The sequence below is a fragment of the Pseudomonas sp. Irchel s3f19 genome, assembly GCF_900187555.1.
Taxonomy (GTDB): domain Bacteria; phylum Pseudomonadota; class Gammaproteobacteria; order Pseudomonadales; family Pseudomonadaceae; genus Aquipseudomonas; species Aquipseudomonas capeferrum.
The window spans coordinates 121,789-147,147 of sequence record NZ_FYDW01000002.1; the positions used below are offsets into that span (position 1 = coordinate 121,789).

The 25,359-nt window shown below is 63.1% G+C and carries 23 protein-coding genes; 3 read left to right on the forward strand and 20 right to left on the reverse strand.

Features of this window, described 5'->3' with window-relative positions; all coding sequences use genetic code 11:
* Positions 1-63: 63 nt before the first annotated feature.
* The 10 genes from CKW22_RS04475 to CKW22_RS04520 form a co-directional block, all read right to left on the reverse strand.
* Positions 64-810, reverse strand: a complete 747-nt coding sequence (locus CKW22_RS04475; RefSeq protein WP_095063838.1) for an HNH endonuclease — start codon at positions 808-810, stop codon at positions 64-66.
* A gap of 73 nt (positions 811-883) precedes the next feature.
* A complete protein-coding gene (locus tag CKW22_RS04480) occupies positions 884-1,264 on the reverse strand; it encodes a hypothetical protein (protein WP_095063839.1) in 381 nt (126 codons plus the stop codon).
* Positions 1,265-1,301: 37 nt separating this feature from the next.
* Entirely contained in the window at positions 1,302-1,886 is a 585-nt protein-coding gene (locus tag CKW22_RS04485; protein WP_095063840.1) for a type IV secretion protein DotIE, read from the reverse strand.
* Between the two features lie 14 nt (positions 1,887-1,900).
* Entirely contained in the window at positions 1,901-2,521 is a 621-nt protein-coding gene (locus tag CKW22_RS04490) for a type IV secretion protein DotF (RefSeq protein ID WP_095063841.1), read from the reverse strand.
* Positions 2,522-2,531: 10 nt separating this feature from the next.
* Positions 2,532-3,974 (reverse strand): DotG/IcmE/VirB10 family protein, encoded by a 1,443-nt coding sequence (locus CKW22_RS04495; RefSeq protein ID WP_095063842.1) that lies wholly within the window; start codon positions 3,972-3,974, stop codon positions 2,532-2,534.
* On the reverse strand, positions 3,971-4,990 hold the full coding sequence (locus tag CKW22_RS04500; protein WP_095063843.1) for a DotH/IcmK family type IV secretion protein: 1,020 nt from the start codon (positions 4,988-4,990) through the stop codon (positions 3,971-3,973). The genes CKW22_RS04495 and CKW22_RS04500 overlap by 4 nt, the downstream gene beginning before the upstream one ends.
* 2 nt (positions 4,991-4,992) lie before the next feature.
* The gene (locus CKW22_RS04505) at positions 4,993-5,757 is read right to left on the reverse strand and encodes a DotI/IcmL family type IV secretion protein (RefSeq protein ID WP_095063844.1); all 765 of its coding nucleotides are present in this window, start codon (positions 5,755-5,757) and stop codon (positions 4,993-4,995) included.
* On the reverse strand, positions 5,747-6,013 hold the full coding sequence (locus tag CKW22_RS04510) for a hypothetical protein (RefSeq protein ID WP_095063969.1): 267 nt from the start codon (positions 6,011-6,013) through the stop codon (positions 5,747-5,749). Before CKW22_RS04510 ends, CKW22_RS04505 begins: the two co-directional genes overlap by 11 nt.
* A gap of 866 nt (positions 6,014-6,879) precedes the next feature.
* Complete coding sequence (locus CKW22_RS04515; protein WP_033701660.1) at positions 6,880-9,273, reverse strand: TonB-dependent siderophore receptor; 2,394 nt, start codon at positions 9,271-9,273, stop codon at positions 6,880-6,882.
* Between the two features lie 117 nt (positions 9,274-9,390).
* The gene (locus CKW22_RS04520; protein WP_095063845.1) at positions 9,391-10,938 is read right to left on the reverse strand and encodes an MFS transporter; all 1,548 of its coding nucleotides are present in this window, start codon (positions 10,936-10,938) and stop codon (positions 9,391-9,393) included.
* Between the two features lie 176 nt (positions 10,939-11,114).
* Between CKW22_RS04520 and CKW22_RS04525 the strand changes: the two genes are divergently transcribed.
* Positions 11,115-11,978: a LysR family transcriptional regulator gene (locus CKW22_RS04525; protein WP_095063846.1), complete on the forward strand. Its 864-nt coding sequence runs from the start codon at positions 11,115-11,117 to the stop codon at positions 11,976-11,978.
* A gap of 321 nt (positions 11,979-12,299) precedes the next feature.
* Here the strand turns inward: CKW22_RS04525 and gabP are convergent, their stop codons facing one another.
* From gabP to CKW22_RS04540, 3 genes are all read right to left on the reverse strand, one after another.
* The gene (gene gabP, locus CKW22_RS04530; protein ID WP_033701666.1) at positions 12,300-13,691 is read right to left on the reverse strand and encodes a GABA permease; all 1,392 of its coding nucleotides are present in this window, start codon (positions 13,689-13,691) and stop codon (positions 12,300-12,302) included.
* A gap of 379 nt (positions 13,692-14,070) precedes the next feature.
* Entirely contained in the window at positions 14,071-15,426 is a 1,356-nt protein-coding gene (gene gudD / locus CKW22_RS04535) for a glucarate dehydratase (protein WP_095063847.1), read from the reverse strand.
* Between the two features lie 19 nt (positions 15,427-15,445).
* Complete coding sequence (locus tag CKW22_RS04540) at positions 15,446-16,798, reverse strand: MFS transporter (RefSeq protein ID WP_033701668.1); 1,353 nt, start codon at positions 16,796-16,798, stop codon at positions 15,446-15,448.
* Positions 16,799-17,054: 256 nt separating this feature from the next.
* Here CKW22_RS04540 and CKW22_RS04545 point away from each other — a divergent pair, with 256 nt between their 5' ends.
* Positions 17,055-17,756: a FadR/GntR family transcriptional regulator gene (locus CKW22_RS04545; RefSeq protein ID WP_047583927.1), complete on the forward strand. Its 702-nt coding sequence runs from the start codon at positions 17,055-17,057 to the stop codon at positions 17,754-17,756.
* A gap of 158 nt (positions 17,757-17,914) precedes the next feature.
* On the opposite strand, the gene CKW22_RS04550 is transcribed toward CKW22_RS04545, so the two are convergent.
* The 7 genes from CKW22_RS04550 to CKW22_RS04580 form a co-directional block, all read right to left on the reverse strand.
* Positions 17,915-18,676 carry an ABC transporter ATP-binding protein gene (locus tag CKW22_RS04550; RefSeq protein ID WP_033701670.1) on the reverse strand — a complete coding sequence of 254 codons (762 nt, stop codon included), beginning with the start codon at positions 18,674-18,676 and terminating at the stop codon, positions 17,915-17,917.
* A complete protein-coding gene (locus CKW22_RS04555) occupies positions 18,673-19,734 on the reverse strand; it encodes an iron ABC transporter permease (protein ID WP_033701672.1) in 1,062 nt (353 codons plus the stop codon). The genes CKW22_RS04550 and CKW22_RS04555 overlap by 4 nt, the downstream gene beginning before the upstream one ends.
* Positions 19,731-20,834, reverse strand: a complete 1,104-nt coding sequence (locus CKW22_RS04560) for an ABC transporter substrate-binding protein (protein ID WP_095063848.1) — start codon at positions 20,832-20,834, stop codon at positions 19,731-19,733. Before CKW22_RS04560 ends, CKW22_RS04555 begins: the two co-directional genes overlap by 4 nt.
* A 132-nt stretch (positions 20,835-20,966) precedes the next feature.
* On the reverse strand, positions 20,967-21,977 hold the full coding sequence (locus CKW22_RS04565; RefSeq protein WP_033701674.1) for an NAD(P)-dependent alcohol dehydrogenase: 1,011 nt from the start codon (positions 21,975-21,977) through the stop codon (positions 20,967-20,969).
* 71 nt (positions 21,978-22,048) lie between these two features.
* Positions 22,049-22,639: an HAD family hydrolase gene (locus tag CKW22_RS04570; RefSeq protein WP_095063849.1), complete on the reverse strand. Its 591-nt coding sequence runs from the start codon at positions 22,637-22,639 to the stop codon at positions 22,049-22,051.
* The gene (tesB, locus tag CKW22_RS04575; RefSeq protein ID WP_033701677.1) at positions 22,636-23,505 is read right to left on the reverse strand and encodes an acyl-CoA thioesterase II; all 870 of its coding nucleotides are present in this window, start codon (positions 23,503-23,505) and stop codon (positions 22,636-22,638) included. Before tesB ends, CKW22_RS04570 begins: the two co-directional genes overlap by 4 nt.
* 95 nt (positions 23,506-23,600) lie before the next feature.
* Positions 23,601-24,170: a GNAT family N-acetyltransferase gene (locus CKW22_RS04580; RefSeq protein ID WP_033701678.1), complete on the reverse strand. Its 570-nt coding sequence runs from the start codon at positions 24,168-24,170 to the stop codon at positions 23,601-23,603.
* A gap of 180 nt (positions 24,171-24,350) precedes the next feature.
* Between CKW22_RS04580 and CKW22_RS04585 the strand changes: the two genes are divergently transcribed.
* Positions 24,351-25,265 carry a histone deacetylase gene (locus CKW22_RS04585; protein ID WP_033701679.1) on the forward strand — a complete coding sequence of 305 codons (915 nt, stop codon included), beginning with the start codon at positions 24,351-24,353 and terminating at the stop codon, positions 25,263-25,265.
* Positions 25,266-25,359 lie beyond the last annotated feature (94 nt).

Genomic DNA, 25,359 nt, shown 5'->3' on the forward strand with positions numbered 1-25,359 from the left:
GTCCTTGTTCTCCCTTGATAACGTTCTCAACGGCGAGGCTGATCAGCTCTGCGTTCGGGTGCATTAAGCAAAATGCTTGAATAGTTGGCCGGTCAATGCAGACCAACTGTCGGGCAAAAACAGCGCGCGGTTATGCGTTGCGTAGTATTCAAGTTGCCCGTCCTTGAATGCGCGCTTGGTGGGAAACAGGCGCAGCGGGGCCAGCCACTCACCACGCCTGGCGTATTCCTCATCACTGACCAGGTGCTTGCTGGCGAGTGTTTCTGCCACGCCAAGCACGGTGATCAGTTCACCGCCATACACTTCCTTGAGGGTGTCGCTGCCACGAAACTTGAACGCCGCCAGCAGGCTGGCCAGTTTCTCGTTGACGGCCACATCGCCCAGCAATTCGTTCACGTAAATACAACGGGCAATAAGGTTGATTTCGGTCTGCGTCAACTCCTGAACGGCCACGAAAAAGCCCGTGTTGTTCATGGCACACGCGCCCAGGTGATGCACCTGACGGCACAAGTTGCACGCAGTGACGAGATTCTCTTTGCTGCAATTTTCGGCATTGCCATCCAGCGCGTGAAGTTCCTGAAACTTGGCAGACTTGAAACCACAGAAGCGGCAGGTGTAATTGTCGCGCTGCCACACGGCCGTGCGAAGTTTGGCGTTCGCTTCACTCAGCAACGTGCGTTGGTCATCGTCGGAGCGCCAAAGCGGTCGACGCACACCAAATACCGGCTGGTTGGCAGTACGGCTGAGATAGCCACTTGCCAGGGTGGGGACATTGACGGCCTTGTTCTCAGGAGAGGGTTGTTCGCTCACGTCTGAAATCCCCGAAACGGTTATTGAGAATGCGGGGCATTGCGCCCCGCGCTACGGTAGGCGGCGCGCAGCCTTAGCCGACGGTGGTGTTGCGCATGATCCACATCACGGTACCGACACCCGCCATCAAGCCGCCGATGAACAGGCCGACGATGGCGGACAGTGGCTTTTCACGCTCGTCCTTGGAAGCTTTCCACAGGGTGTAAAGCGACATGGCCACGACCACGAAGCCACCAATCGACACCAGGGAGATCAGCAGCGTGGCACCGCCCTGGGCGGTGTCGTCGATGTTGGTCATGACATCGCTGGCCGTCTTGCCGCCAGAGGTATCCTGGGTCAGGTCGGTCTTGGTGATGGCGAATGCCGATGGCGCGGTCAGGGCGCCGACAGCAGCGGTAATTGCGCGAACTTTGGCCGAATCGTAAGCAGCTTTAAGGGTTTTGAGTGCTTTCATGAGTGACGCTCCTTGGGTTTCATAGTGCGTGAAGCCGTTACGACCACGGCGTGAAAAGTCCAACCAGATTGAATCCGATTGTGTTGTTGAGTACATCGCTGAACCATTTGAAGTTCCACGCCAAGATACCGCCAATAATCCACCCACTGGCAGTACCCAAGCCGGCTTGCGTTTGATTATTGTAATAACCGTTAACCGTCAACCAGCCTTTCACCATGGCAATGAAACCGACCACTTGCATGATGCCCAACAGGGCCAGCGTTGCCAGCTGTGCTTGCGCTTGCAACGTGCTCCCGGAAGAGGAATAAGACAGCATGCGCGAGTTGGCATAATCGCCTGTCAACGTGCGCGACATGATACCCATCCACTCCAGTGTGCCGATGGCCAGTAAAATCGAGCCAATGACCAATTGCACACACGCTGAACCGACGGAAAACCGCTGGCGCCCGGCAACATACTTCAATGCGTTGTCGTGGGTAACGCCCCAAATTTCCACCAACGCAGCAGAGGTCAGGTAAAGCCCGATAAGCGCGGCAATACCCTGGCACATCATGATCGCCGTCGGTATGACTTTACCGATGTTGACCATCACATCTACGAGATCGGCATATCCGGCTGCCATGTGTATTTCCCTATTTAAAGCGCGGGCGCGGTGACCACGATGCCACTGTTGCCATCCACCGCGAGTACATTCAGTTCACGCTGTACAGGCGGCAATCTTTCGCCGGCTTTTACGCTGTCTTCACGCTCGCCGCTCTTGACCCAGGCGCGGTGCCCGACAATCGCCTGCACCTTGTAGCCACTGGACTGCGGGATTGCATGGCCGCCTTTGGCAAGCCCTTGTGCCGGGGTGGCTACCGGGGCCTTGCGCGGCGGCTTGACGATGTCTACCCGCTGACGGCTCGCCTCGAAATAGTCCATGCGCTGGTTCAGCCCAGAGAGGGTGCTATCCAGCTGCTTGATCTGATTGAGCAGCAGCTGAGTATTGTGCTGGGATTCCTGACGCACGATCTTCAGCTGTTTCTCACTGTTCTGCTGGGCCTCGAGGGCGGCTTGCGCCTGCTCCTTGGACTTGGCCAACTCAATGCTCAGCACATCCATCCGCGGCTGTTGCGCAGCCTGCGCCTGGGCTGGCGTCATGCGCTTGGCTTTGGCGGGCGACGACGACACCTTCATCACCATCACGGCGATGAGGATGAGGGCCACGAAGCTGCCGGCAAAAACGCCTAAAAGTTTTCCGAACGACCAGTTCTTCATGTCGAACTCCTTATCGAGATTGATCGTGAACGTCTTGCAGGAAGAACAGGCCAAAGCCCTTGTTCGCAGGCGTCGCGTAAGTAGCAGGCCGGTTGAACCCACGGCGCACTTCCGAGGCGATGGAGGTACCCAGTTCGCCAACCGACATACCGATGACCTGCTTGGAGGAAGGCTCGGTGGTGGTCTGGGCCACTACGCCGCTCGGGCTGATGACCGTGGTGCCCGCCGTCTGCTGGTAGGCCCGGCCGTAACCGGACAGCAGCGAGGCAGCGCCCAGTGCGAAGTAGCGCTCCATGGTGTGGTGGTCCTTCGTCTCGGCAATACCTTGCTTGGCATCGTCTTCGCGAAGCGCCACTGCACTGATGCGCATGGTGGGGCGTGTGTCGTTTACCGGCGGCGCAAGAATGGTGAACTTGACGCGGATGTTGTCCGGCGCCTGCTCGATCTTGCCGATCAGTTTGGAGCCGTTCCACTTGCCGCCACGAATGGTTGCCAAGACATCGCCGCCGTCATCGGTGTTGACCTCGGCATCGAGCGTGGCATACATGATCGTGCCGGTCTTGATCAGCAATTCGCGATCGGTATCGCCCACGGCCTCGATGGCGCTGGGGTCTTTCTTGTCCTTGGCGGTACGCGCCATAGCGCCCCCGTCGTCGGCCACAGCGCGCTCGGCCGGGTAGTAGCTGACCGTGCTGAAGCTGCTTTTTTCAGCAAACCCTTTGGCGCTTTCCGACTCACCCATGAGCTGCTTGATCGACTTGAGCGTTTCGCTTTTCAGCTCGCTGACGTAGGCATCGCGCTCTTGGCGGGCCTTTTTCAGCTCTTCCTCCAGGCGCCGACGCTCCTGCTCCTCTACCTGGGCGTTGCCCGCACCACCTTGCTGGCGAGCCGCCAGCGCAGCGTTCGCCGCCTCTTCGCGGGGCGGTTGGCCGGCCCCGACATAGATCGGCGGCGGAGCACTGGTATCGTTGTAGGGTTGCCCAGGTACATTGAACTGCACCGCCTGATCGCGGGCGTAGTCCTTGCTGGTGGAGGCCACGATGTTGGGGTCGAAGCCCGGCTGATACGACATGCCGCGCTCGGCGGCCTGCTGAGCTTCCAGTGAGCTTCGCTGGTTGCGACGTTCGGCTTCGGCAGCCGAAATCGGATCGACCGACACTTCGGGCTGTGGCGCACGAGGCACATCGACCTTGGCTGTCTGGCCGACCGGCTCGTCCTTGGCGGTCATGCCGTTGTAGGCCAGCGCCCCCAACGCAACCACCACTATGCCGGCAGCAATCAGCGAGACCTTGCCAACACCCGAGCCGAACACGGCTTGCAGATTGCGCTGCATCTCGTTCGACTTGCGCGCCTTTTCCGACTTCCCGGCAGAGGCTTCGTCGCGATCGGCCACCAGGTGATCGTGCTCTTCATCAAAGCCTGCGTCACTGGGCGGTGTATTGTTCTCACTCATTGCAGATTCCCTTGCTCGATGAAGACGGTAACGGCTTGCCCACCGGTCGTGAACGTGACGCTGTTCTGCAAGCCGGCGTAGCGATACACGGCCACCCCAGTCGTGCTGCGCGCAGCGTTGGTGTACGCCGGGTACTGAGCGTCAGCCTTCGCTTTCACATACATGTTCTGGCGATAGCTCCAGGCCTCCACGCCATCCAACCCGGTCACCCTCAGGCGCAGCGCTTCCTTCGGCGGCACGCCATCGAGGAAGTAGGTCAGCGCATTGTCGATGCTTGGCATGTTCTGCAGGGCAACCGAGGCCGCAGCGTCAGGGTTGCGCCCTGGCACCTTGGCATCCACCCGCATGTCCACTTCCTCCTGGCCTGCGGCCAGAATCAGAATGATCGGGGTGGACAGGCCACGCAGGGTGACGGTCACGTTGCCGTAGGCAGCAGCAGTGGCTGGGTCCAGGGTCAGGATGTTGGTAGGCGTGACGCCGCCGCCCTGCCCCTGACCGCCTTGCGCACCGCGCTCGCGCCCATCGCTGAACAACTCACGGTTGATCGAGACGTTCTGGATCATCCACGGTTGCCCGGCATAGTCAGAGAACACGATCGATGATTGCTGGCCTTTGCTCAGGCGGACGATGGGCGGCGACACGCCCGGATCCAGGTTCAGTGCCAGGGTGCGAGTCACAGGCTTGGCCGGGCTGACGTAGGGCGTGGCTTTCTGTTTTTCACGATCGAGCCAGAGCTTTTTGACCAGCTCCAGTTGCGCAGGGGTCAGTTGCGAGTCCTGCACATCCTGAATGGTTTCGTTGACGACATCTTCCGGACGTGGGTAGACCACTTGAGCAGCGCTGGCTACTTGCCGACCGAGGCCGTTCATGGGCGGCAGGGGTGGCGCTTCATTGGCCTGCGCGGCATCGACTTGCCCGGCGCCATCGGCGGTAACGGGCGCGATTTGCGGCTCGTTGGCAAACGCAGGCATGACAATAGCGCTCGCAATCAACGATGCGATCAGATGCTTCTTCATGGTCACTTCCTTGAGATATACGGCGACAGCTGAACAGAATCGACGGCGATCCCTTTGGTGTTAGTGGCCGAAGCCGGGATCTGAACGATGGTGACAGCCGCCAGGAAGTCCTGGCGCGAGCGCGCCTGCTGGTCACCACCGACATAGAATTCGATGGCGACAGGCACCTGTACCAGCCAGTAGTTCTGACCTGTTGCGAGCACACCGCTTTCTTCGACCTGGGCAACTTGAGTCGCCATGGCACGCAATATCATCCGGCCCTTGAGCACGCGCTCCAGGTTCCCCGAGTCGTCCAGCGTCTTCAGGAAGGCCTTGCGCCCGTCATCCGTGTACCAGCGGGCACCGGCGGCATTGAGGTTGGAGCGGTAATTCACATAGTCGTAGGAATACGAATTGACGACGGCGTCTTTGGCGTACTCGGCCAAGGTCGCAGGGGTGACCCGTGGGTTGCTTTCAGTCGAGACTTCACAGATGGCGTGGTTATCCGTGGTCGGGATCCAGCGGTACTTCGGGTACCAGAAAACGACGGCGCCGATGGTCAAGCCGAATACGCATGTGAGTGCCAACAGTTGGCCCCAGACGCGCTTGTTACGGCGCTTGAGGTCGAGGCACTCCAGCTGCAGACGCTTGACTTCCCGGACGGTAGCCGCTGCCTCCCCGGGCGTTTCGTCCAGCGCCAGCTCCAGCAGCTTCTCTTCATCGGTGCCCCGACGAGCTTCCGGCCCATCGCCACTCGGGGTTCCGTGCTGGGTTTCCTTACTCGACATTCCGGATTTCCCCTGTCGTTCCGTCGTAAATGCAAATCGAGTCGGTTCCGTCATAGAACACGACGTTTTCAAAATTCGTTTGTGTCACGAGCCAGATGGCGGCGACCGCTACACAGGGGAGCAAGGCCATGCAGGCCCACTCACCGACATCCAGCAGCACGCAGAGCATTCGGTTGTAGCGGCGCAGCGCGCGTACATCCACGTCTTCGCTGGACCTGCTGCCCCATGATGTTGTCGTTGACTCGAGTTCATCCATATCTCGCTCCGTGAGCAGCATTTTCAGCCAAAACTTAGAAAGGTGCAACACCGAAATTTTGACAGATAGGGACAATCCTTGCAATCCGCGACGTATTTTTGCACGCCTCTGTTACCCCTTCATAAACCCTCATGCCATTTCTGGACCACCCGTCATGACGCCTTGACCATGGGAAAGACAGGGTTATTCATAGCTGCGCACTGCCGCTAAAAGGCAATAAATACCTGATTTCAAAGGGTTTTATTCATCGGCAAGACCATAAGGTGCCGCACCCCTTAGGCGAGGGGGCGCACCATCAGAACACCACTTTGAAAAATGCGTGGAAGGACTAATCTTTCGATCTATACAGCCTAGTCATTCATGAGCGTTCAGAATGCCGGGCAGGCGACCGAGCAGCGCTGGCGCAAGGGCCAGGCCGACAGGATGGCGGGCAGGGTGAACAGCAGATTTCGCAACATATCCTCCATGACAGGCCTGGATCGTGGTCCAGACCTCTCCATAAACCCTGTACGGACACAGGGTATTTCGCGTTTAGAGTGTGATCGTTCAAGGCTTGAAGTTCGCCCTCGACCCGGTCTGTCCATCCTGCTTTCAAGCGCGCCTGGGGCCGCTACGATGGACCCTGCCGAGGGTCGGACGGCGATTTTCCACTATCCATTCACCTTTATGCGATAGGGGCCTTTTGCCATCAACTTGCTTGATTGACCCCTAGCCACCGCGAACGTTGCGTCGCAGCCCAAATTTTCTGGCTTAAATTGTTGAACGAGCGGGTAAAAATAATTGCATTACGCCACCTCTGGGCAGCCTGGCTAGCGCATCAGGCCGCTTGCTGGCCCGCCGCGAGGCGGGCCTCACAAAAGCCCGCCTTACCAGTTGTAACTCAACTTGGCCGTGAACTCGCGCCCCGGGTTGTAGTAGTTCGCCGTGCCGGAACCCACCACATGCTGCTCATCAAACAGGTTGCTGACATTCAGGGCAAGGTCGGTGCCCTTGGCAATCCGGTAGTTCAAAGCCGCATCAAACAACGTGGTCCCATCGCTCTTCTTGGTATTGGCAGCATCCATGTAATACGCGCCAACATACCGCGCGCCCAGGCCGACGCTCACGTCCGTGTCAGGAATGCTGTAGTAGCTCCACAACGACGCCGAATGCTTCGGCGCGGTGGTAAATTCCTTACCCTTGAGCGACGAGCCGTCATACAACGCCCCGCGCAGCACTTCGGACTCCATATACGAATAAGCCCCGATCACGCTGATGTTCTGCGTCACTTGCGCCTTGGCTTCCAGATCAAGGCCGCGCACGCGGGACTCACCCACCGTCTGCTGCTCGATGATGCCGCTCGGTAGCACCACGGCGATGGTGACGTTTTCCTGGGTCAGGTCATAAATGGCAGCTGAGAACAACGCGTCCATGCCCATGGGCGAATACTTGATACCCACTTCGTACTGCCGGCCGGTCTGCGGGGTGACGCCGACCTGGGGCGGCGAGACCGATTCGACCATGCTCACATAGGTCGAAACCTCATCGTTGACGATGTAGGTCAGCGCACCGCGGTAAGAGGTTTCGGAGAAGTTGTCGCTTTCACTCCCCACCGCGCCGATGTACTCCTTGCTGGACAGCTCCATGGAGTCATTACGCACGCCCGCAGTGGCGATGACGCGGTCGTAGAACGACAGGTTCTGCTGCAGGAACACCGCCTTGGTCGTGGCGTCATTCTTTTTGCGGGTATAGGGCGTGATGCCGCCTGGCACACCGGTGAATACCGGGTTGGCGATGTCGATCGAAGGCGCCAGGCCATAGACGGAGCTTTGCTTGGTGGTCGAGTCCAGATATTCCACACCCACCAGGGTGCTGCTGTCGACGTGCTCGAACTGGGCATCGTACTGCAGCATCAGGTTGCCGTTGAGCTGGTCGGCGTCGCTGTCGGTACCAAACACGTAGCGTGGAATGGTGGTGCCAACGCGCGTCGGGCTATCGCTGAGGTAGGCGTAGCCAAAGTCATCGCTCAACTCGCTGTAACGCAGGTTGCTGCGCAGCACGAAGCCGTTGTCGAAGTCGTGGGTGATGTTGCCGCTGAGGCTGGTGCGCTCGACGTTGTGGAAGTTGTAGCTGGGCTCACCGTAAAAATCGCTGCGGTCGTATTCCTTGTCCAGCGGGTAACCACCGCTGTTCGGCGAACTGTCGGTCTTCAGGTAGTCCAGAATCACGGTGGCCGAGGTGTAGTCGGTGGGCGCCCAGGTCAGGCCACCCATCACGAAGCGGTTGTCGTCCTGGGAATGGTCGTACTCGCGGTCGCTGTTCTGCATCTTGGCGGTGAAGCGGCCGGCCAGGGTTTTTTCGTCGTTCAGGGCATCGCCTACGTCGATGCCTGTTTCGGCATGGTCATAGGAGCCGTAGGTCACATAGCCTTGGCCAAACTGCTCGAAGCGCGGCTGTTTGGTCACGAAGTTTACCGAGCCGCCTGGGTCTGCCGGGCCAAACAGGGTGGAGTTGGCGCCGCGCAGAATCTCGATGCGCTCGTAGGCGAACGGGTCTTCACGCACGCCGCGCATCGAGCTCAAGGTCAGGCCATCGCGGTAGGTCGTGGCCTGGAAGCCGCGGATCTGGAAGTAGTCGTTGCGGTCGTCCGAGCCATAAAAGTCGCTGATGACGCCGGGGGTGTAGAGCAGCGCCTCTTCCGTGGTGCTGACACTGCGCTGCTCCATTTCCTTGCGGGTAACCACAGACACGGACGCAGGTGTGTTGAGGATGCTAGTGGCGACCTTGCCTCCCACCCAAAGCTCCTTGGCAACCACCGAGTCGGTGTCGTCGTCAGCACTGGCCTTGACCTTGGCATTGATGATGACCGGCGCAAGGCGATAGTCCTCGGTCGCACCCAGTTCGAGCGGGCCGGCAGGCTTTACTTGCGGGATCACCAGGTAGGCGTTCGGGCCTTGCTGCTGCGCCTGTAGCTCGGTGCCCTGCAACAACGACGACAGGGCTGCCGGTGTTTCAAGCGGGCCTTGTACGCCTTGGGACGTGCGGTCGGCGATGCTCTGCGCATCGTAGGAAAGGCTGACACCTGCCTGCCGCGCAAAGCGGTCAAGCGCCGGCGCCAGCGGGCCGGCAGGGATGCTCCACTGCTGCAGCTGGCTGTTGTGATCAGCGGGCGACGGTTGCGCAAGCGACGGCAATGCATAGCTGCTGACAACCAACCCCAGGAAGGCGCCGTGCAAGGCTCGATTCAAGGGGTGGCGCTGGGGAACCGGGGTCGAACTCATTTTCTCGCTCCGTGGAGTGCTGGCGGACTGGCCTGTATTCCGGCCTTCCCTACAAGCCGAACGAGAATGAGAAAACACCTCATTTATTTTCACAACATTGTGCAAAAGCCGCCGGCCCTATAACTGCCCGTCCGCCATAAGCGCATCCTGCAGGGAGGGCAGTGGCCGGCTCAGCAACGTGCCGACCAATACCGCGAACAGCAGCGCCGCCACACCTGCGGCCTGCAACACTGCCTCGAACCCACCCATGAACGCCTGGCGGGCCAAGGGGGCCACTGCCTCCCGCAAGCCGGGCTCAAGCACGGCCAACGCCGCCTGCAGGTCGCCCGCCGCAACCCGCGTGGCCATCGCGGCAACCTGGCCCAGCTGCGCGGGCGCCACGGCGGCCATCGAGTCGTAGAGCAATTGCCCGCTACGGGTAGCCAGTACACCCCCAAGCACACCGATGGCCAGCACAATCGCGCCGAACCGCGTGGTGGTACTCAACCCCGAGGCCATGCCGGTGCGCTCACGCGGCACGCAGGCCATGATGTTCTTCTGCGTATCGCCATTGAGCAGGCCTGCGCCCGCGCCCAGCACCAGGCTGGCCAGGGCAAAGGCGGTGTAGCCGCCGTAGCCTGCGGCCCAAGCACACAGCAGGTCGCCCACCCCCACCAGCACCAGGCCAAGGGTGAACACCTGCGCCGGGCTCAAGTGCGCAGCCAGGCGCATGCCCAGCCGCGGGGTCAGCAACATGGCCACGGCAAATGGCAGCATGCCCGCACCGGCAGCCAGGGCCGACAGTTGCAGGCCGTTCTGCAGGTACAGCGGCAACAGGGTCATCATCACCTGGGCGCAGGCGGCGTAGGCGAACATGCCCAGCAAGGCACCGACGAAGCGCCCGCTGCGCATCAGCCGCAAGTCGATCATCGGCCGCGCCTGGCTGCGCTCGACCATGATGAACAGGCCGAACAGGAACGCGCTGATCAGCATCCGCCCCAGGGTCTGGGCGCTGCCCCAGCCGACCTGGTTGGCGTCGATCATTGCCCAGATCAGGTAACCCAGGCTGCCGGCGAACGTCAGGCTACCCCACGGGTCGAGGCGCGCTGCGGCGCTGTCGCGCGAGGGCTCGACGCTGCGCAGCACCATCACTGCCAGCACTACCACCAGCGGCAGGTTGATGTAGAAGATCCAGCGCCAGCCCAGGGTGCTGGCAATCACCCCGCCGAGCAGGGGTGCGAAGGTGATGGTGGCGCCCATGCAGGCGCCCCAGAAGGCCCAGGCGCTCAGGCGTTGCTGGGGTTCATGGAAGCGATGGCCGATGGCCGCGAGGGCCGCTGTCAGCAGCATGGCCGCGCCGATGCCCTTGGCGGCCCTGGCCAGGTCAAGGAACATCAGGGTGGGGGCGGCGCCACAGGCCAGCGACGCGGCGCCAAACACGGCCAGGCCGATAAGCAGCATGCGCCGCCGACCGAAGCGGTCGGCCAGGCTGCCTGCTGGCAGCAGGCACGCGGCGAAGGCCAGCAGATACGCGCTGACCACCCATTCGATGTCGGCAAACGAGCCGGACAAGTCACGGGCGATACTGGGCAGGCTGACGGCAACGATGTTGGTGTCGAGGATGATCAGCGCACAGACCAGCGAGGCGGTGAGCAAGGTGAAGCGCGGGGAAGCGGTGATGGGCATGGCAAGGCTCCAGAAGCGGGCTGGTTGTCATGGGGCCCCTTGCTGTGTCACCGGCAACTGCCGATACCTTTGCCGCCACGCCACCAGCCTTGTAGTGTTGTCTTCACCTTAACGCCGTCAGCCCCGAGGCTTGTTAGCCCCCAAGGCCCGCGTCATTAGCTTGCAGGTAACACCGCATGGAAATCCGCCATTTCCGCTACTTCCTCTGCGTCGCCCAACACGGCCATTTCACCCGGGCTGCGGAACAGCTGGGCATCGCTCCGCCCACCCTCAGCCGGCAGATCCAGGACATGGAACGCGAGCTGGGCGTACGCTTGTTCGAACGCAGCCAGCGCGAGGTCAACCTCACCGCCGCCGGCCAAGCCTTGCTGATCGAAGCCGAACAGGCCGTACGCCAGTTCGACGCGGCGCAACTGAGTGCGCAGCGTGCGGGCCGAGGCGAAAGTGGCAGCATCGAGTTGGGCTATGTGGCCTCTGCTGCCTATTCGGGCATGCTGCAGCGGCAAGTGATCGGCTTCAGCGAAAGCCACCCCGGCGTGCGCCTGAACATCCGCGAACTGCCCATGGCCGAGCTGCCCGACAGGGTCAGCGACGGCCTGCTCGACCTCGCCTACGTGCGCTCGCCCATGGAACTGCCTGACACGCTGCAAGCCATCGGCCTGCACCAGGAAGGTTTTGTCCTCGCCCTGCCCGCCAGCTCACGGATCAACGAGCTGCCACAGATCCCGGCGGCGCGCCTGGCCGGTGAAACCTTCATCCTGCCCGAGCAGATCTCCGGCACGCTGGAAGTGGCGGCACAAGGGGGGTTTGTCCCGCGACTGGGCCCGCAACCCGGTAGCCTGGTGGCGGTGATCACGTTGGTGTCGTTGGGCCAGGGCATTGCCGTGGTGCCGGAGTCGGTGGTGCAGCGCATCAGCTTGGCGCAGGTGAATTACCGACGCATTGCCGATTGCCAGGCCAGTTCGTGGCTGAGCCTGATTCATCGGCGTTTCGAGAAGGCGCCGGCGGTGGTCAGGTATATCGAAAGGGTGCGCCGCTGATTGGCTGTTTGAAGGGTGGTGGGGCGTCAGTGTTCGCCTCGGCATTTTCAGCGCCTGTGAGATCGAGCGCCGCCCGCGCGGCGCTTCGCGGAGCCAGCCCGCTCCCACATCTGTTTCGGGCCAGTTATTCCTGAGGCATTAGCGCGCGGCCCCTTGGTGCCCACCTCGATATCGCGTCGTACAAACAAGGGGTCGCGCGCCTCTCTAATAGGCGAGACTGGCCCGAAACAGATGTGGGAGCGGGCTGGCCCCGCGAAGCGCCGCGCGGGCGGCGCTCGATCTATGCACCACTACAAAACCCCAGCCAGGCATTCGTCCCCGTCACCCCACCGACCGCGCCGCCACCACCTGCGCATGCCCCCGCGAAGTGACGATCCCCAAGAAGGAAATCACAATCGCCAGGCCCAGTGTCGAGCTCACTTCCACCCGGTGCTCAGGCGTGTACATCATCACCGCCAGCGCCGCCGCGATGAAGATGATCACGGCCCAGGTCAACCACGGGAACAGCCACATGCGGAACTTCAGCTCGGTGTTCTCGCGCTCCAGCCGGCGGCGCATGCGCAACTGGGAGATGGCGATGACCAGGTACACCAGCAAGGCGATGGCGCCGGAGCTGGCCAGCAGGAACTCGAACACGCCCTTGGGCGCGAAGTAATTGAGCACAGCAATGGCCGCGCCGATCAAGGTACTGCCGAACACCGCAGAGCGCGGCACGCCGACTTTCGAGGTTTTGTTCAGGAAGGCCGGTGCATCACCGCGCTTGGCCAGCGAATACATCATCCGCGAAGCAATGTAGATCGACGAGTTCATGCAGCTGGTCACCGCCACCAGCACCACCAGGTCGACCATGAAGGCAGCGTTGGGGATGTTCATGATCTCCAGCGCACGCTGGTAGGAGCCCACCACCGCCAGCTGTGGATCGTTCCACGGCACCACCGAGATGATCACGAAGATCGACAGGATGTAGAAGGTACTGATCCGCCAGATCACCGAACGCGTGGCCTTGGCGATGTTGCGTGAAGGGTCGCTGGACTCGGAGGCGGCGATGGTCACAGCCTCGGTACCAATGAAGCTGAACATCACGGTAATGAAGGCGCCGATGACCGCCGACCAGCCGTTGGGCGCGAAACCACCGTGCTCGGCGATCAACCCGCTCAACCCGCTGACTTCACGGTTTGGCAACCAGCCCATCAGCGCCGCGAAGCCCAGGCCGATGAAGCCAAGGATCGCCGTGACCTTGAGAATGGCGAACCAGAATTCGAACTCACCGTACTTGGCCACGCTGAACAAATTGGTGCCCGCCAGCAGCAGCACCGAGGCCAGGGCGAAGATCCAGCTGTCCACCTGCGGGAACCAGGCGTTCAGCACATGCCCCGCCGCCAGTGCCTCGATGGGGATCACCAACACCCAGAACCACCAGTACAACCAGCCGATGGTGTAGCCAGCCCAGCGGCCGATGGCCTGGTCAGCGTAGGTGGAGAACGATCCGGTGTCAGGGTGCGCTACGGCCATCTCGCCGAGCATGCGCATGACCAGTACCACCAAGGTACCGGCCACGAAGTAAGAAATTATGGTGGCTGGCCCGGCCGCAGCGATCGCGTGCCCGGAGCCTACGAAAAGTCCCGCACCGATGATGCCCGCGATGGACAACATCGTTACATGACGTGGCTTGAAACCTTGTGCAAGGTTGCCATCAGATCCCACGGTGTTCATTGATCTTGTTCTCTTTTTGCTGACACAAGGAAGGACGGGGGCAGGCGTAGGCGAACAATATCTCCTTGAGAGGCCATCGAAATGACACGTCGCTCACGCGCTGTTGTTGACCTTTTGCACGCTTTCTGAGCAACACATCAGTGGAATTCGGGGTTCATTTAAGCCCCGTAAGGCGTAGGAAAATTACACGAGAACGTCCCGCAGGTGTGCGATCACGACAACGCTTTTCCATTCCCGTCAGATGTCGCGATTGGCATGTCCAAACGCGCCATCCGGCCGTCTGGAGCTATCGTTTTTCATTTGGGTGTGTATCGGCCATGCATGAAAAAACCCGCTCCCAAGCGGGAGCGGGTTTATCGGGGTAACGAACCGCCGTGACTCAGCGCACCAGGCAAGGCCGCTTGTTGTCGAAGCGCCAGCCCGGTATCAGAAACTGCATCGCCACGCTGTCATCGCGCGCGCCGAGCCCCATGTTGCAGTAGCACTCATGCGCCTTGGCCAACTGGTCCTCATCGATCTCCACCCCTAGCCCCGGCCGCGCAGGCACGCGCACCTGGCCATCGACGATGCGCAGCGGCTCACGCGTCAGGCGTTGGCCGTCCTGCCAGATCCAGTGGGTATCGATGGCGGTGATCTCGCCCGGCGCCGCTGCGGCCACCTGAGTGAACATGGCCAGGGAGATATCGAAATGGTTGTTGGAGTGCGAGCCCCAGGTCAGCCCCCAGTCATGGCACATCTGCGCCACCCGTACCGAGCCCTGCAAGGTCCAGAAGTGCGGGTCGGCCAGGGGGATGTCCACGGATTGCAACTGGATCGCATGGCCCATCTGCCGCCAGTCGGTGGCGATCATGTTGGTGGCGGTGGGCAACCCAGTGGCGCGGCGGAACTCGGCCATCACCTCACGGCCCGAGTAACCGTTCTCGGCACCGCAAGGGTCTTCGGCATAGGCCAGCACGTCGTGCTTGTCACGGCACAGGGCAATGGCCTGTTTGAGTGACCAGGCGCCGTTCGGGTCGAGGGTGATGCGTGCATCGGGGAAGCGCTCGGCCAGGGCGGTCACCGCCTCCATTTCTTCCTCGCCGCGCAGTACGCCACCTTTGAGCTTGAAGTCGCTGAAGCCATAGCGCTGGCGGGCGGCTTCGGCCAGGCGCACGACGGCTTCGGGCGTCAGCGCCGGCTCATGGCGCAGGCGGAACCAGTCATTGTCAGCATCGGCCTCGGCGCGGTAGGCCAGGTCGGTCTGCTGGCGGTCGCCGATGTAGAACAAGTAACCCAGCATCTTCACCGCTTCACGTTGCTGCCCTTCACCCAGCAGTGCGGCCATGGGCACGTGCAAGTGCTGGCCGAGCAAGTCGAGCAAGGCCGACTCGACGGCGGTGACCGCATGCACGGCGATGCGCAGGTCGAAGGTCTGTAACCCGCGGCCGCCGGCATCGCGGTTGGCGAACGCCTGGCGCATGGCATTGAGCACGCGCTGGTAATGGCCAATGGGCTGACCGACTACCAGGTTGCGGGCGTCTTCCAGGGTCTGGCGGATCATCTCGCCACCCGGCACTTCGCCCAGGCCGGTGTTGCCCGCGCTGTCGCGCAGCACCACCACGTTGCGGGTGAAGTACGGGCCATGGGCGCCACTGAGGTTGAGCAGCATGCTGTCGTGGCCGGCCACTGGGATCACGCGCAGGTCGGTGACCACGGGGGTGGCGGAGTGCACGGCGGGTGTCGTCTGCATGTTCATGGTTTTTATCTCGCAGTCATCAGTGGGTCTGGCCCAGGGCCGAAGGTGCCTTGAGCTCATCGGAAGGGGCGCCCTTGGGGCGGGTGCGGACGAAGAACACGGCGATCGCCGCCAGCACCGACGTCACCGCCAAGGCGTACAGGCCGCCCTGGATCGAGCCGGTCTGTTGTTCGAGCAGGCCGAAGGTGGTGGGCGCGACGAAGCCGCCGAGGTTGCCGACCGAGTTGATCAGCGCGATCACGGCCGCCGCGATGCGCGCGTCCAGGTAGCCCTGGGGGATCGGCCAGAACAGTGACGAGGCCGACTTGAACCCGATGGCGGCAAAACAGATGGCGACGAAGGCGAACACTGGGCCACCGGTGGTGGACATGAACATGCCGATGGCGGCGATCACCAACGCGGCGGCCACCCAGGCCTGCTGGAACTTCCAGCGGCTGGAACCGGAAGCGAAGGCGTACATGGCCAGAATCGAGATCAGCCAGGGGATCGAGTTGAAAAAGCCGACTTGCAGGTCGCTGAGGTCGCCCATGCGCTTGATGATGCTCGGCAACCAGAAGGTCGCGGCATAGATGGTCAACTGGATGCAGAAGTAGATCAGGCAGAACAGCACGATCTGGCGATCCTTGAGCAGGCTCCAGGCAGAAAGCTTGACCGCGCCGACCGCCTCACGCTGACGTTGCTCGCTGTCGATGGCCTGCACCAGCGCCGCCTGCTCGGCCTGGCTCAACCACTTGGCATCCTGCGGCTTGGAGTCAAGCCAGAAGAACACGAAGAAGCACAGCGTCACCGACGCCATGCCTTCGATGAACAGCATCCACTGCCAGCCGTGCAAGCCCAGCCCCTGAATCTGCATCAACGCGCCGGCCAGCGGGCCGGAGATCAGCGAGGCCAGCGCCGAACCGCTGAGGAAGATGGCAATCGCCTTGCCGCGCTCGGCGCCTGGCAACCAGCGGGTGAAGTAGTAGATCACCCCGGGGAAGAAGCCGGCCTCGGCAACGCCCAGCAGAAACCGCAGCACATAGAACTGAGTTTCGGTCTGGACGAAGGCCATGGCCGTGGCCACCAGCCCCCAGGTGAACATGATGCGGGTCAGCCACAGCCGAGCGCCGACACGCTGCAGCAGCATGTTGGAGGGCACTTCGAACAGTGCATAGCCGATGAAGAACAGCCCGGCGCCAAACCCATAGGCCGCCGCACTGATGCCCAGGTCGCTTTCAAGGTGGGGGCGGACGAAGCCGATGTTGACGCGGTCGAGGTAGTTGACGATGAACATGATGACGAACAGCGGCAGCACATGGCGCTTGACCTTGGCCACGGCGCTGGCCAGTGTGTCGCCGCCATTGCAGGCAGGCGGAGCGAGGGTGTCGTTCACTTTGCGGGTCTCCCACTAGTTGTTTTTATGCGGGTTGTCTGACATGACAGTGGGGGGAGCATAGGCTTCGCGAAGTTGTACGACAAGATCGATAAAGTCGCCAAAAAGGCAAAATACAAGCTGCCATAATGCGAAAATGCTGCGATCTTTCAAAAACAACTGCGCACAGCGCTGGCTTCAGCAGACTAAAAACCAGCAGAAATTATTTTTATGAATTAACTTGTCGTACAAGCCAACCGATAACACCGAGCCCACCATGGACACAGCACCCACCCGTGTTCGCGGCCACAGCCGCGCCCACGACCTGGTTTCCAGCCTGACCCAGCAGATTTTGCTGGGCACGTTCAAACCCGGCGACAAGTTGCCCTCGGAAAACACCCTGGTGCGCGAGCATGGGGTCAGCCGCACTGTGGTGCGCGAAGCCTTGTCGAAGTTGCAGGCCTCAGGGCTGGTGGAGCCCCGCCACGGTATCGGTACATTCGTGATCGAGCGCCAGCCCCAGGCAGGCCTGCGCGTTGGCGCAGAAAACGCCGCCAGCGTGCGCGACCTGCTGGAGCTGCGCATCGGCCTCGAAGGCCAGGCCGCCGCCCTCGCCGCGGTGCGTCGCAACGACGGGCACGTGGCACGCATGCGCCAGGCGCTGGACGACTATCAAGACCTGGCGGCCGCCGGCGACAGTTGCATCGAGGCTGACCGGCGCTTCCACCTGTTGATCGCCGAGGCCACCGGCAACCTGTATTTCAGCGAAATGATGGTGCAGCTTGGCAGCGGCCTGATCCCACGTAACCGCATGGCCCTGGCCGAACGTGCCGGGGCCAGGTTGGCCCGGCATGCGTACCTGGCCAACCTGGAGCATGAGGCGATTCTCAATGCCATCCGCCGCCAGGACCCGGATGCCGCGCGGGCGGCGATGTGCCTGCACCTGTCCAACAGCCGCGACAGATTGCTGCCCGATTGACCTTGTGGAAACCACCTTGCGGGCCTTTGTAGGAGCGGCCTTGCGTCGCGAAAGGGGTGCGCAGCGCCCCCGGCAATCTCTGCTGTGACATAGAACCTGGGGCTGCTGCGCACCCCTTTCGCGACGCAAGGCCGCTCCTACAAACCGCAGGCCGGGCGTCAGGCCAGCGCCCGATCCACCAACACCTGCAAGCGCCCCTGCGAGCACTGCTCGACCCTCGCCTCGACCCCATACACCTCGGCCAGCATCGCCGGTTTCAGCACATCCGCAGGCGCCCCACAGGCGACCACCCTGCCCTCGCGCAACACCACCAGGCAATCGGCCTGGCTGGCCGCCAGGTTGATGTCATGCAGCACCGCCACCGCCAGCAGCCGATGCGCCACTACCCGCTCACGCACCGCGCCCATCACCCGCAACTGGTAGTGCAGGTCCAGCGCACTGGTCGGCTCATCCAGCAGCAGTACCTGCGGATTGCGCGCCAGCAACTGCGCCAGCGCCACCAACTGCCGCTGGCCACCCGACAGGCTGTCGAGCGAGCGCTCGGCCAGGCCCTCGATGCCCAACTGCCGCAACGCCTCAAAGGCATGGCTGAGGAGGTCGTCACTGCCGCCGACACGCAACGCCGCAACGATGCTTTCCAGCACGCCCAAGGCAAGCCCCGGCGGCAGCTGTTGCGGCATGTAGGCCAGACGCCGGGCGCGCTCGGCAAAGCCCAGCCGCGTCACATCCTGGCCATCCAGGCGCAGTGTGCCCTGCATTCGCTCCAGCCCGGCCAAGGCCCGCAGCAGTGTGGACTTGCCCGCGCCGTTGGGGCCGACCAGCGCCACCAGGCTACCCGCCGGCAACGCAGGCAGCGTCACCCCATGCAGAATCTGCCGTGCGCCGTAGGCAACGCAAAGATGATCGATCGACAGGCTCACAGGCTTCTCCCCCGTCGAAACACCAGCACCACGAACACCGGCACACCCACCAAGGCCGTGACGATGCCCACCGGCACGATCACGCCAGGGAGCAGCAACTTGCTGGCGAGCGACGACAACGACAGCATCAGTGCGCCCACCAGCGCACTGGCCGGAAACAGAAACCGCTGGTCCTCACCCACCAGCAAACGCGCGATGTGCGGCCCGACCAGGCCGACGAAGCCAATGGTGCCGACAAACGCCACCGCAGTGGCCGACAACAGGCTGATGCGCAGCAACGAGGCCAGGCGCAGGCGCCGGGTGTCCACACCAAAGCTGCGCGCGCGGTCCTCGCCCATACGCAGCAAGGTCATCGCTGGCGCGGCGCGCAGCGAAAACGGCAGCAGCACCGCCAGCACCAGAGCCAGCAGGCCAAGCTTGTGCCAGTCGGCCCGCGCCAGGCTGCCCAAGGTCCAGAACACCAGTTGCTGCAGCACGTCTTCGGTGGCCAGCAATTGCAGCAGCGACACCAGCGCGTTGCAACTGAACACCAAGGCGATGCCAAACAGCACCAGGCTCTGCACACCGGCACCGCGCAGGCGCGACATCATCTGCAGCAGCACCACCGACAGGCAGGCGAAGGCAAACGCCATCACTGTCACCTGGGCGCTCGGCGCCAGCCAGGCAACCCCGAGCGGGTAGGCAATCGCCAGCGAAGCGCCCAGCGCAGCAGACGACGACACCCCCAGGGTGAAGGGGCTGGCCAGCGGGTTGTCGAGGATCGCCTGCATCTCGGCACCGGCCAGCGACAGCGCCGCCCCCACCAGTACCGCCATCAACGCGTACGGCAGGCGCACGTTCCAGATGATCACCCGCTCGGTGGCACTGAGCGTGGTCGGCTCGAAAATGCCCTGCAGCAAACGCCCCAGGCTCATGCCCGAGGCGCCACTGGCCAGGTCGCCCAGCACCGTCACCAGCAGCAACAGCGCCAGCCCCGCTACCAGCAACCCGCGCCGCCACAGCAGCCGGCGATAGTGCCAGGCGGCCAGTGCGGCGCCATCCTGAGCCAGTGCAGTCACTTGGCGTCGACCCAGTACTGGCCGTCCAGGCCGACCTTGAGCAGTTGGTTGATCTCGGCCAGGGTCGCCTGCGGGTCGAGGCCCTCGAAGCGCTCGGGGTGTACCCAGCGGGCCATGGCTTCGATGGCGAGGATGTTGAACGGCGAATTGTAGAAGTCATGCCACAGGCCATGCGCCTGGCCCGCCTGGATTGGCCGCAGTGGCGCGAATTCCGGCCGTGCGGTGATCTTGGCCAGGCTCTGGCGCGCGGTATCGAGCGACACCCCAGCCCCCAGCAGCACGCCGGGTGCGCGGTTGCCGGTGGCGATATACACATCAGGGTCGGCCTGCAGCACGTATTCGACGCTCACATCGCCGAGCGCGCCCGGCACCACATCGGCACCAATATTATGCCCGCCCACGGCCTCGACCACGCTGCCCAGGCCGCTCTTGCCGGTGGTGTGCCCAGGCGCCTGCCAGACCCCGGCCAACAGTTCGAGGAAGACCTTGGGCCGCGCGTTGTCCGGCAGGCCGGCCACGCCCTCGGTCACCCGCTTCAGGTGGCGGTCATACAGGCTCAGGTATTGCTGGGCCCTGGCCTCGCGACCGAGCAGCGTGCCCAGCGCTTGCATGCTGACCCGGGTATTGCGGATGGGGTGTACACGAAAGTCGATGAACAGCACCGGTACGCCGGCTTTGGCCAGCAGGTCTGCCACCGGGCTGTGCTGGGTCGGGCCCTCGCCGGCAATGCTGAAGATCGCCAGGTCGGGCTTGAGCGCGAGAATCTGTTCAGCGCTGACGCTTTGCTCGGTGGCCTGGCCGATCAGCGGCAACTGGGTGATATGCGGGTACTTTTGCGCATACACCGCATAGGTGTGGGGGTCGAGCAGGCGCATGTCGTTCTGCCAACCCACCACGCGTTGGAAGGGGTTGTCGCGGTCGAGCAGTGCCAGGGCGAAGAACAACCGGCCCTCGCCGAGCACGATGCGCTGGGGCGCATGGTCGAGCTCGACCTTGCGCCCCAGCACATCGGTGGCTTGCACGGCACTGGCGGTCTGGATGAACGCCATCGACAACAGAAAAGGCAGCAAGCGCTGCCAGAGGCGGGGAAGTACGCACATGGGGGGCATCCTCTTCAAGAGAATCAGTCGCATCAGAAGCGGGGCATTCTAGCCAGCCGCCTGGTGCTACCCATGTGCGGGAATGTATCGGGTTGTAGGTCGCTCGTTACAAACGCCTTGTCGGCGCAGCAACTACCAGGTCAGGCAGATCTTGCCGAAATGCTTGTTGCTCTCCTGGTAGCGGAAGGCATCGACGATCTGCTCCAGCTCGAAGTGTTTGTCCACCACCGGCCGCAAGCCATTGGCATCGATCGCCCGCACCATTGCCTGCTGCTGAGCCCGGCTGCCGACCAGCACGCCCTGCAAGCGGATCTGCCGCACCAGCGCCTGCACCAGCGGCAACTGCCCTGCCACCCCGGTAAGGATACCGATCAACGACACATGCCCGCCGATACGCGCGGCAATCATCGATTGCTCCAGGGTCGCCGGGCCGCCGACTTCGATCACATGGTCGACACCGCGATTGCCGGTAAGCTCACGCACCTTCTCGCCCCAGGCCGGGGTGCTCTTGTAGTTGATCAGGTGGTCGGCGCCCAGGGCCTTGAGGCGCTCGAGCTTGGCATCGCTGGACGACGTGGCGATCACCGTCGCACCCGCCAGCTTGGCGAACTGCAAGGCGAATATCGACACCCCGCCCGTGCCCTGCACCAGCACGGTATCGCCGGGCTTGAGGTGGTCGTCGCTCATCAAGGCACGCCAGGCGGTAAGGCCTGCGGTGGTCAGCGTGGCCGCTTCGGCGTGGCTGTAACCCTTGGGCGCCAGGGTGAAGGACGTGGCACGCGCGGTGACCTGCGCACGGGCGTAGCCATCCAGGCCATCACCGGGCACCCGGGCAAACCCTTCGACATTGGCCTGGCCGTCGAGCCAGTCGGGGAAGAAGGTGCTGACAACATTGTCACCCACCTGGAATTCGCTGACGCCGGCCCCCACCGCCGTCACTTCACCGGCACCGTCGGCCATGGGGATGCGCCGCTCGCTCGGCCCCCACATGCCGCTGACCACGGCGAAGTCGTGGTAGTTGAGGGAACTGGCGTGCAAACGCACGGTGATTTCGCCGGCCTGTGGCGCAAGCGCCTCGCAGGTGCCGACCTGGACGTTGGCGTAGCCGCCGCCAGGTTGGACGTAGATGGCCTTGCTGCTCATGGCTGGGTCTCCATCAAGGGAAAAATTTCGGTTCAGCATAGCCCGCGCAGGCAGCTTGCCAACACCAACGATCAGCCGAGCATCACCCGCAACGCCCGGCAATCCGCCGCATGCCAATCGGTCAATTGCGGCCACGGGTTGTCCGGCAGGTTGACCAGTATGGTCCGTGCCCCGGCCGCGCGCCCGCAATCCAGGTCGAAGCGGTAGTCACCGACCATTACCAGCTCGCGGGGCGCCACGCCCCATGCCCCGGCAATTTTCAAAAGGCCGTCCGGGCTAGGCTTGGGCGCGGCCTCGTCACGGCCAAGAATATGCTCCACCGCGAAGCAGTCAGCCAGGCCGATGGCCTCTAGTGTGACATGCGCAAGCTCGCGGGCATTGCGGGTCAGGATCGCCAGCCGACAGCCGCGCTCGGCCAGCTCGCGCACCAGCTCCACCGCGCCCGTCGCTGCCGTCGAGGCCAGCGCCAGGTCGCGTTCATGCTCCAGCAGCCAGGCGTGCTTGGCCGCCGCTTGCGCCGCCGGCAACGCCGCCAGGTGGGTCAGGATGTCGTGCTCGGACGGGATCTCCAGCGCTTCGCGGATTGCCGCAAAATCGTGCACCGCCACGGTCAGGGTGCCGTCCATGTCGAACACCCAGTTACGCACTTCGCTCAGGTTCATGCCCAGTCCTTGCGATGACGAATGAGGCCTTCCTGGCACGACGATGCCACCAGCTGCCCGGCCTGGTTGAAGATACTGCCCCGGCAGAAGCCGCGGGCATTGCCGGCCCAAGGGCTGTCGGTGGCGTACAGCAACCACTCGTCTGCACGCAGGTTGCCATGGAACCACAGCGAATGATCGAGGCTGGCGATCTGCATGTCGCGCTGCCACACCGATTTGCCATGGGGCAGCAGCGCGGTGGTCAGCAGGCCGAAGTCAGAGGCATAGGCCAGCAGGTACTTGTGCAGCGCTGGCACGTCCGGCAGGTTGCCGTCGGCACGGAACCAGGCGTACTTCACCGGGTCACCCGGCTTGGGGTTGAACGGGTCGCGTTCTGTGACCGGGCGGATTTCGATCGGCTTGGCGCACAACACCTTGTCGCGGATGCGTTCGGGCAGGTGCTCGGCCATGGCACTGGCCAGTTCGACTTCGCTGGGCAGGTTTTCCGGGCCGACCACATCCGGCATCTGCGCCTGGTGCTCAAAGCCCTCTTCGTCGTACTGGAACGACGCGCTGCAGGTGAAGATAGTGTGGCCCTTCTGAATCGCGGTCACCCGCCGGGTGCTGAAGCTGCCACCGTCACGTACCCGGTCTACCGAATAGACCACCGGCAAGCTGGCATCGCCAGGGCGCAGGAAGTAGCCGTGCAACGAATGTACGTGGCGCGCGTCCTCGACCGTCTGGCTGGCCGCCGACAATGACTGGCCCAGCACCTGCCCGCCGTACAGCTGGCGGAAGCCCAGGTCCTGGCTGCGTCCACGGAACAGGTTCTCCTCGATGGACTCGAGGCTCAACAGGTCGACCAGGTCGTCCAACACATGACTCATCGGGGGTTCTCCTAGCAAGGCATCACGGCTCTACAGCACTTTCATGAAGGCAAATGATACAGGGTTTGTCATTCGCACCGCGCATGGCCATCCATTCAGCCACGCAGGGTCTGCTCCCAGTGTGCACGGTCGATGCGGTACAGCACATGCGGGCGCAACGGGTGGCCGGCCGGCAGGCGCGGGTGTTCGAAACTGCCGCTCGGGTCTTGCAGCATGCCAACGGCCTGCATGACCTTTTGCGAGGGCAAGTTGCTCTCGCTAGTGAACGACACCACCTCATCCAGGCGCAATTGGGCAAAGGCACAACGCAGGCACGTCCAGGCGGCCTCGCTGGCAAAGCCCAGGCCCCAGTGGCGCCGCGCCAGGCGCCAGCCGATTTCCACTGCAGGCGCAAAGTCGGCATCGAAGCTGACGTGCAACAGCCCGGTCATGCCGATGAACGCGCCGCTGTCCTTGCGCTCCAGCGCCCACAGGCCGAACCCGTACTCATTGAAGTGGCCACGGATACGCCCGATCAGCGCAGCCGCCTCCAGGCGCGTCAGCGGCGCCGGGAAGTAGCGCATCACCTGAGGGTCGGCGCACAGCGCGGCGAACTCGCGCAGGTCGTCGTCATGCCATTGGCGCAGCACCAGCCGTGCGCTTTCCAGTTGGGGGATGGGGGTCATGGGGTGTGCTCCGGTTTTGCTGTCTTGCAGTTTACAGCGTAGGCGCGGGCGAAGGTTTAACCCAGTGAGATCGAGCGCCGCCCGCGCGGCGCTTCGCGGGGCAAGCCCGCTCCCACGGGCAATAGCACCAACCGCCCAAGAACTGGCAAGATCAACACTGGCCCCGAATGCGAACCCACCATGCCGTTGCCGCTGATCTACCACGATGACTACAGCCCGGCGTTCCCCGCCGACCACCGCTTCCCGATGGACAAGTTTCGCCTGCTGCGCGACCACCTGGTCGACAGCGGCCTGACCCGCGACCAGGACCTGTTGCGCCCGCAGATCTGCCCCAACGACATCCTGGCCCTGGCCCACGACCGCGGTTACATCGAGCGCTACATGAACGGCGACCTGTCCCGCGAGGACCAGCGCCGCCTCGGCCTGCCCTGGAGCGAGGCGCTGGCCCGGCGCACCGTGCGCGCCGTGGGCGGCTCGCTGCTGTGCGCCGAATTGGCCCTAGAGCACGGCATCGCCTGCCACCTGGCCGGCGGCACCCACCACGCCCATTACGATCACCCCGCCGGCTTCTGCATCTTCAACGACCTGGCCGTGATCAGCCGCTACCTGCTGGAGGCCGGGCGGGTGCACCGGGTGCTGATCTTCGACTGCGACGTGCACCAGGGCGACGGCACCGCGCGCATCCTCCAGGACACACCCGACGCGATCACCGTGTCCCTGCACTGTGAACAGAACTTCCCGGCCCGCAAGGCGCAGAGCGACTGGGACATCCCCCTGCCCCGCGGCATGGGCGACGCCGCCTACCTCAAGGTCGTGGACGATGCCCTCAACTACCTGCTGCCGCTGTACCAACCCGACCTGGTGCTGTACGACGCCGGCGTGGATGTGCACAAGGACGACGCCCTGGGCTACCTGCAACTGACCGACGAAGGCCTGGCGGCCCGCGACGAAAGGGTCATGCGCCATTGCCTGGGCCGCGATATCCCGGTGGTGGGGGTGATCGGCGGTGGCTACAGCAAGGACCGCGCAGCCTTGGCGCGGCGCCATGGCATCCTCCATCACAGCGCGGCGAAGGTCATCAGTTGTTCACAATGACTGTGGAACCGCCTGTGGATAAGCTGCGCGAAAGCTGCTGCAGCCCTTTGCCTGCGTGCCCTGCAAAGATCTGATCATTTTTTGACCAGTGCTT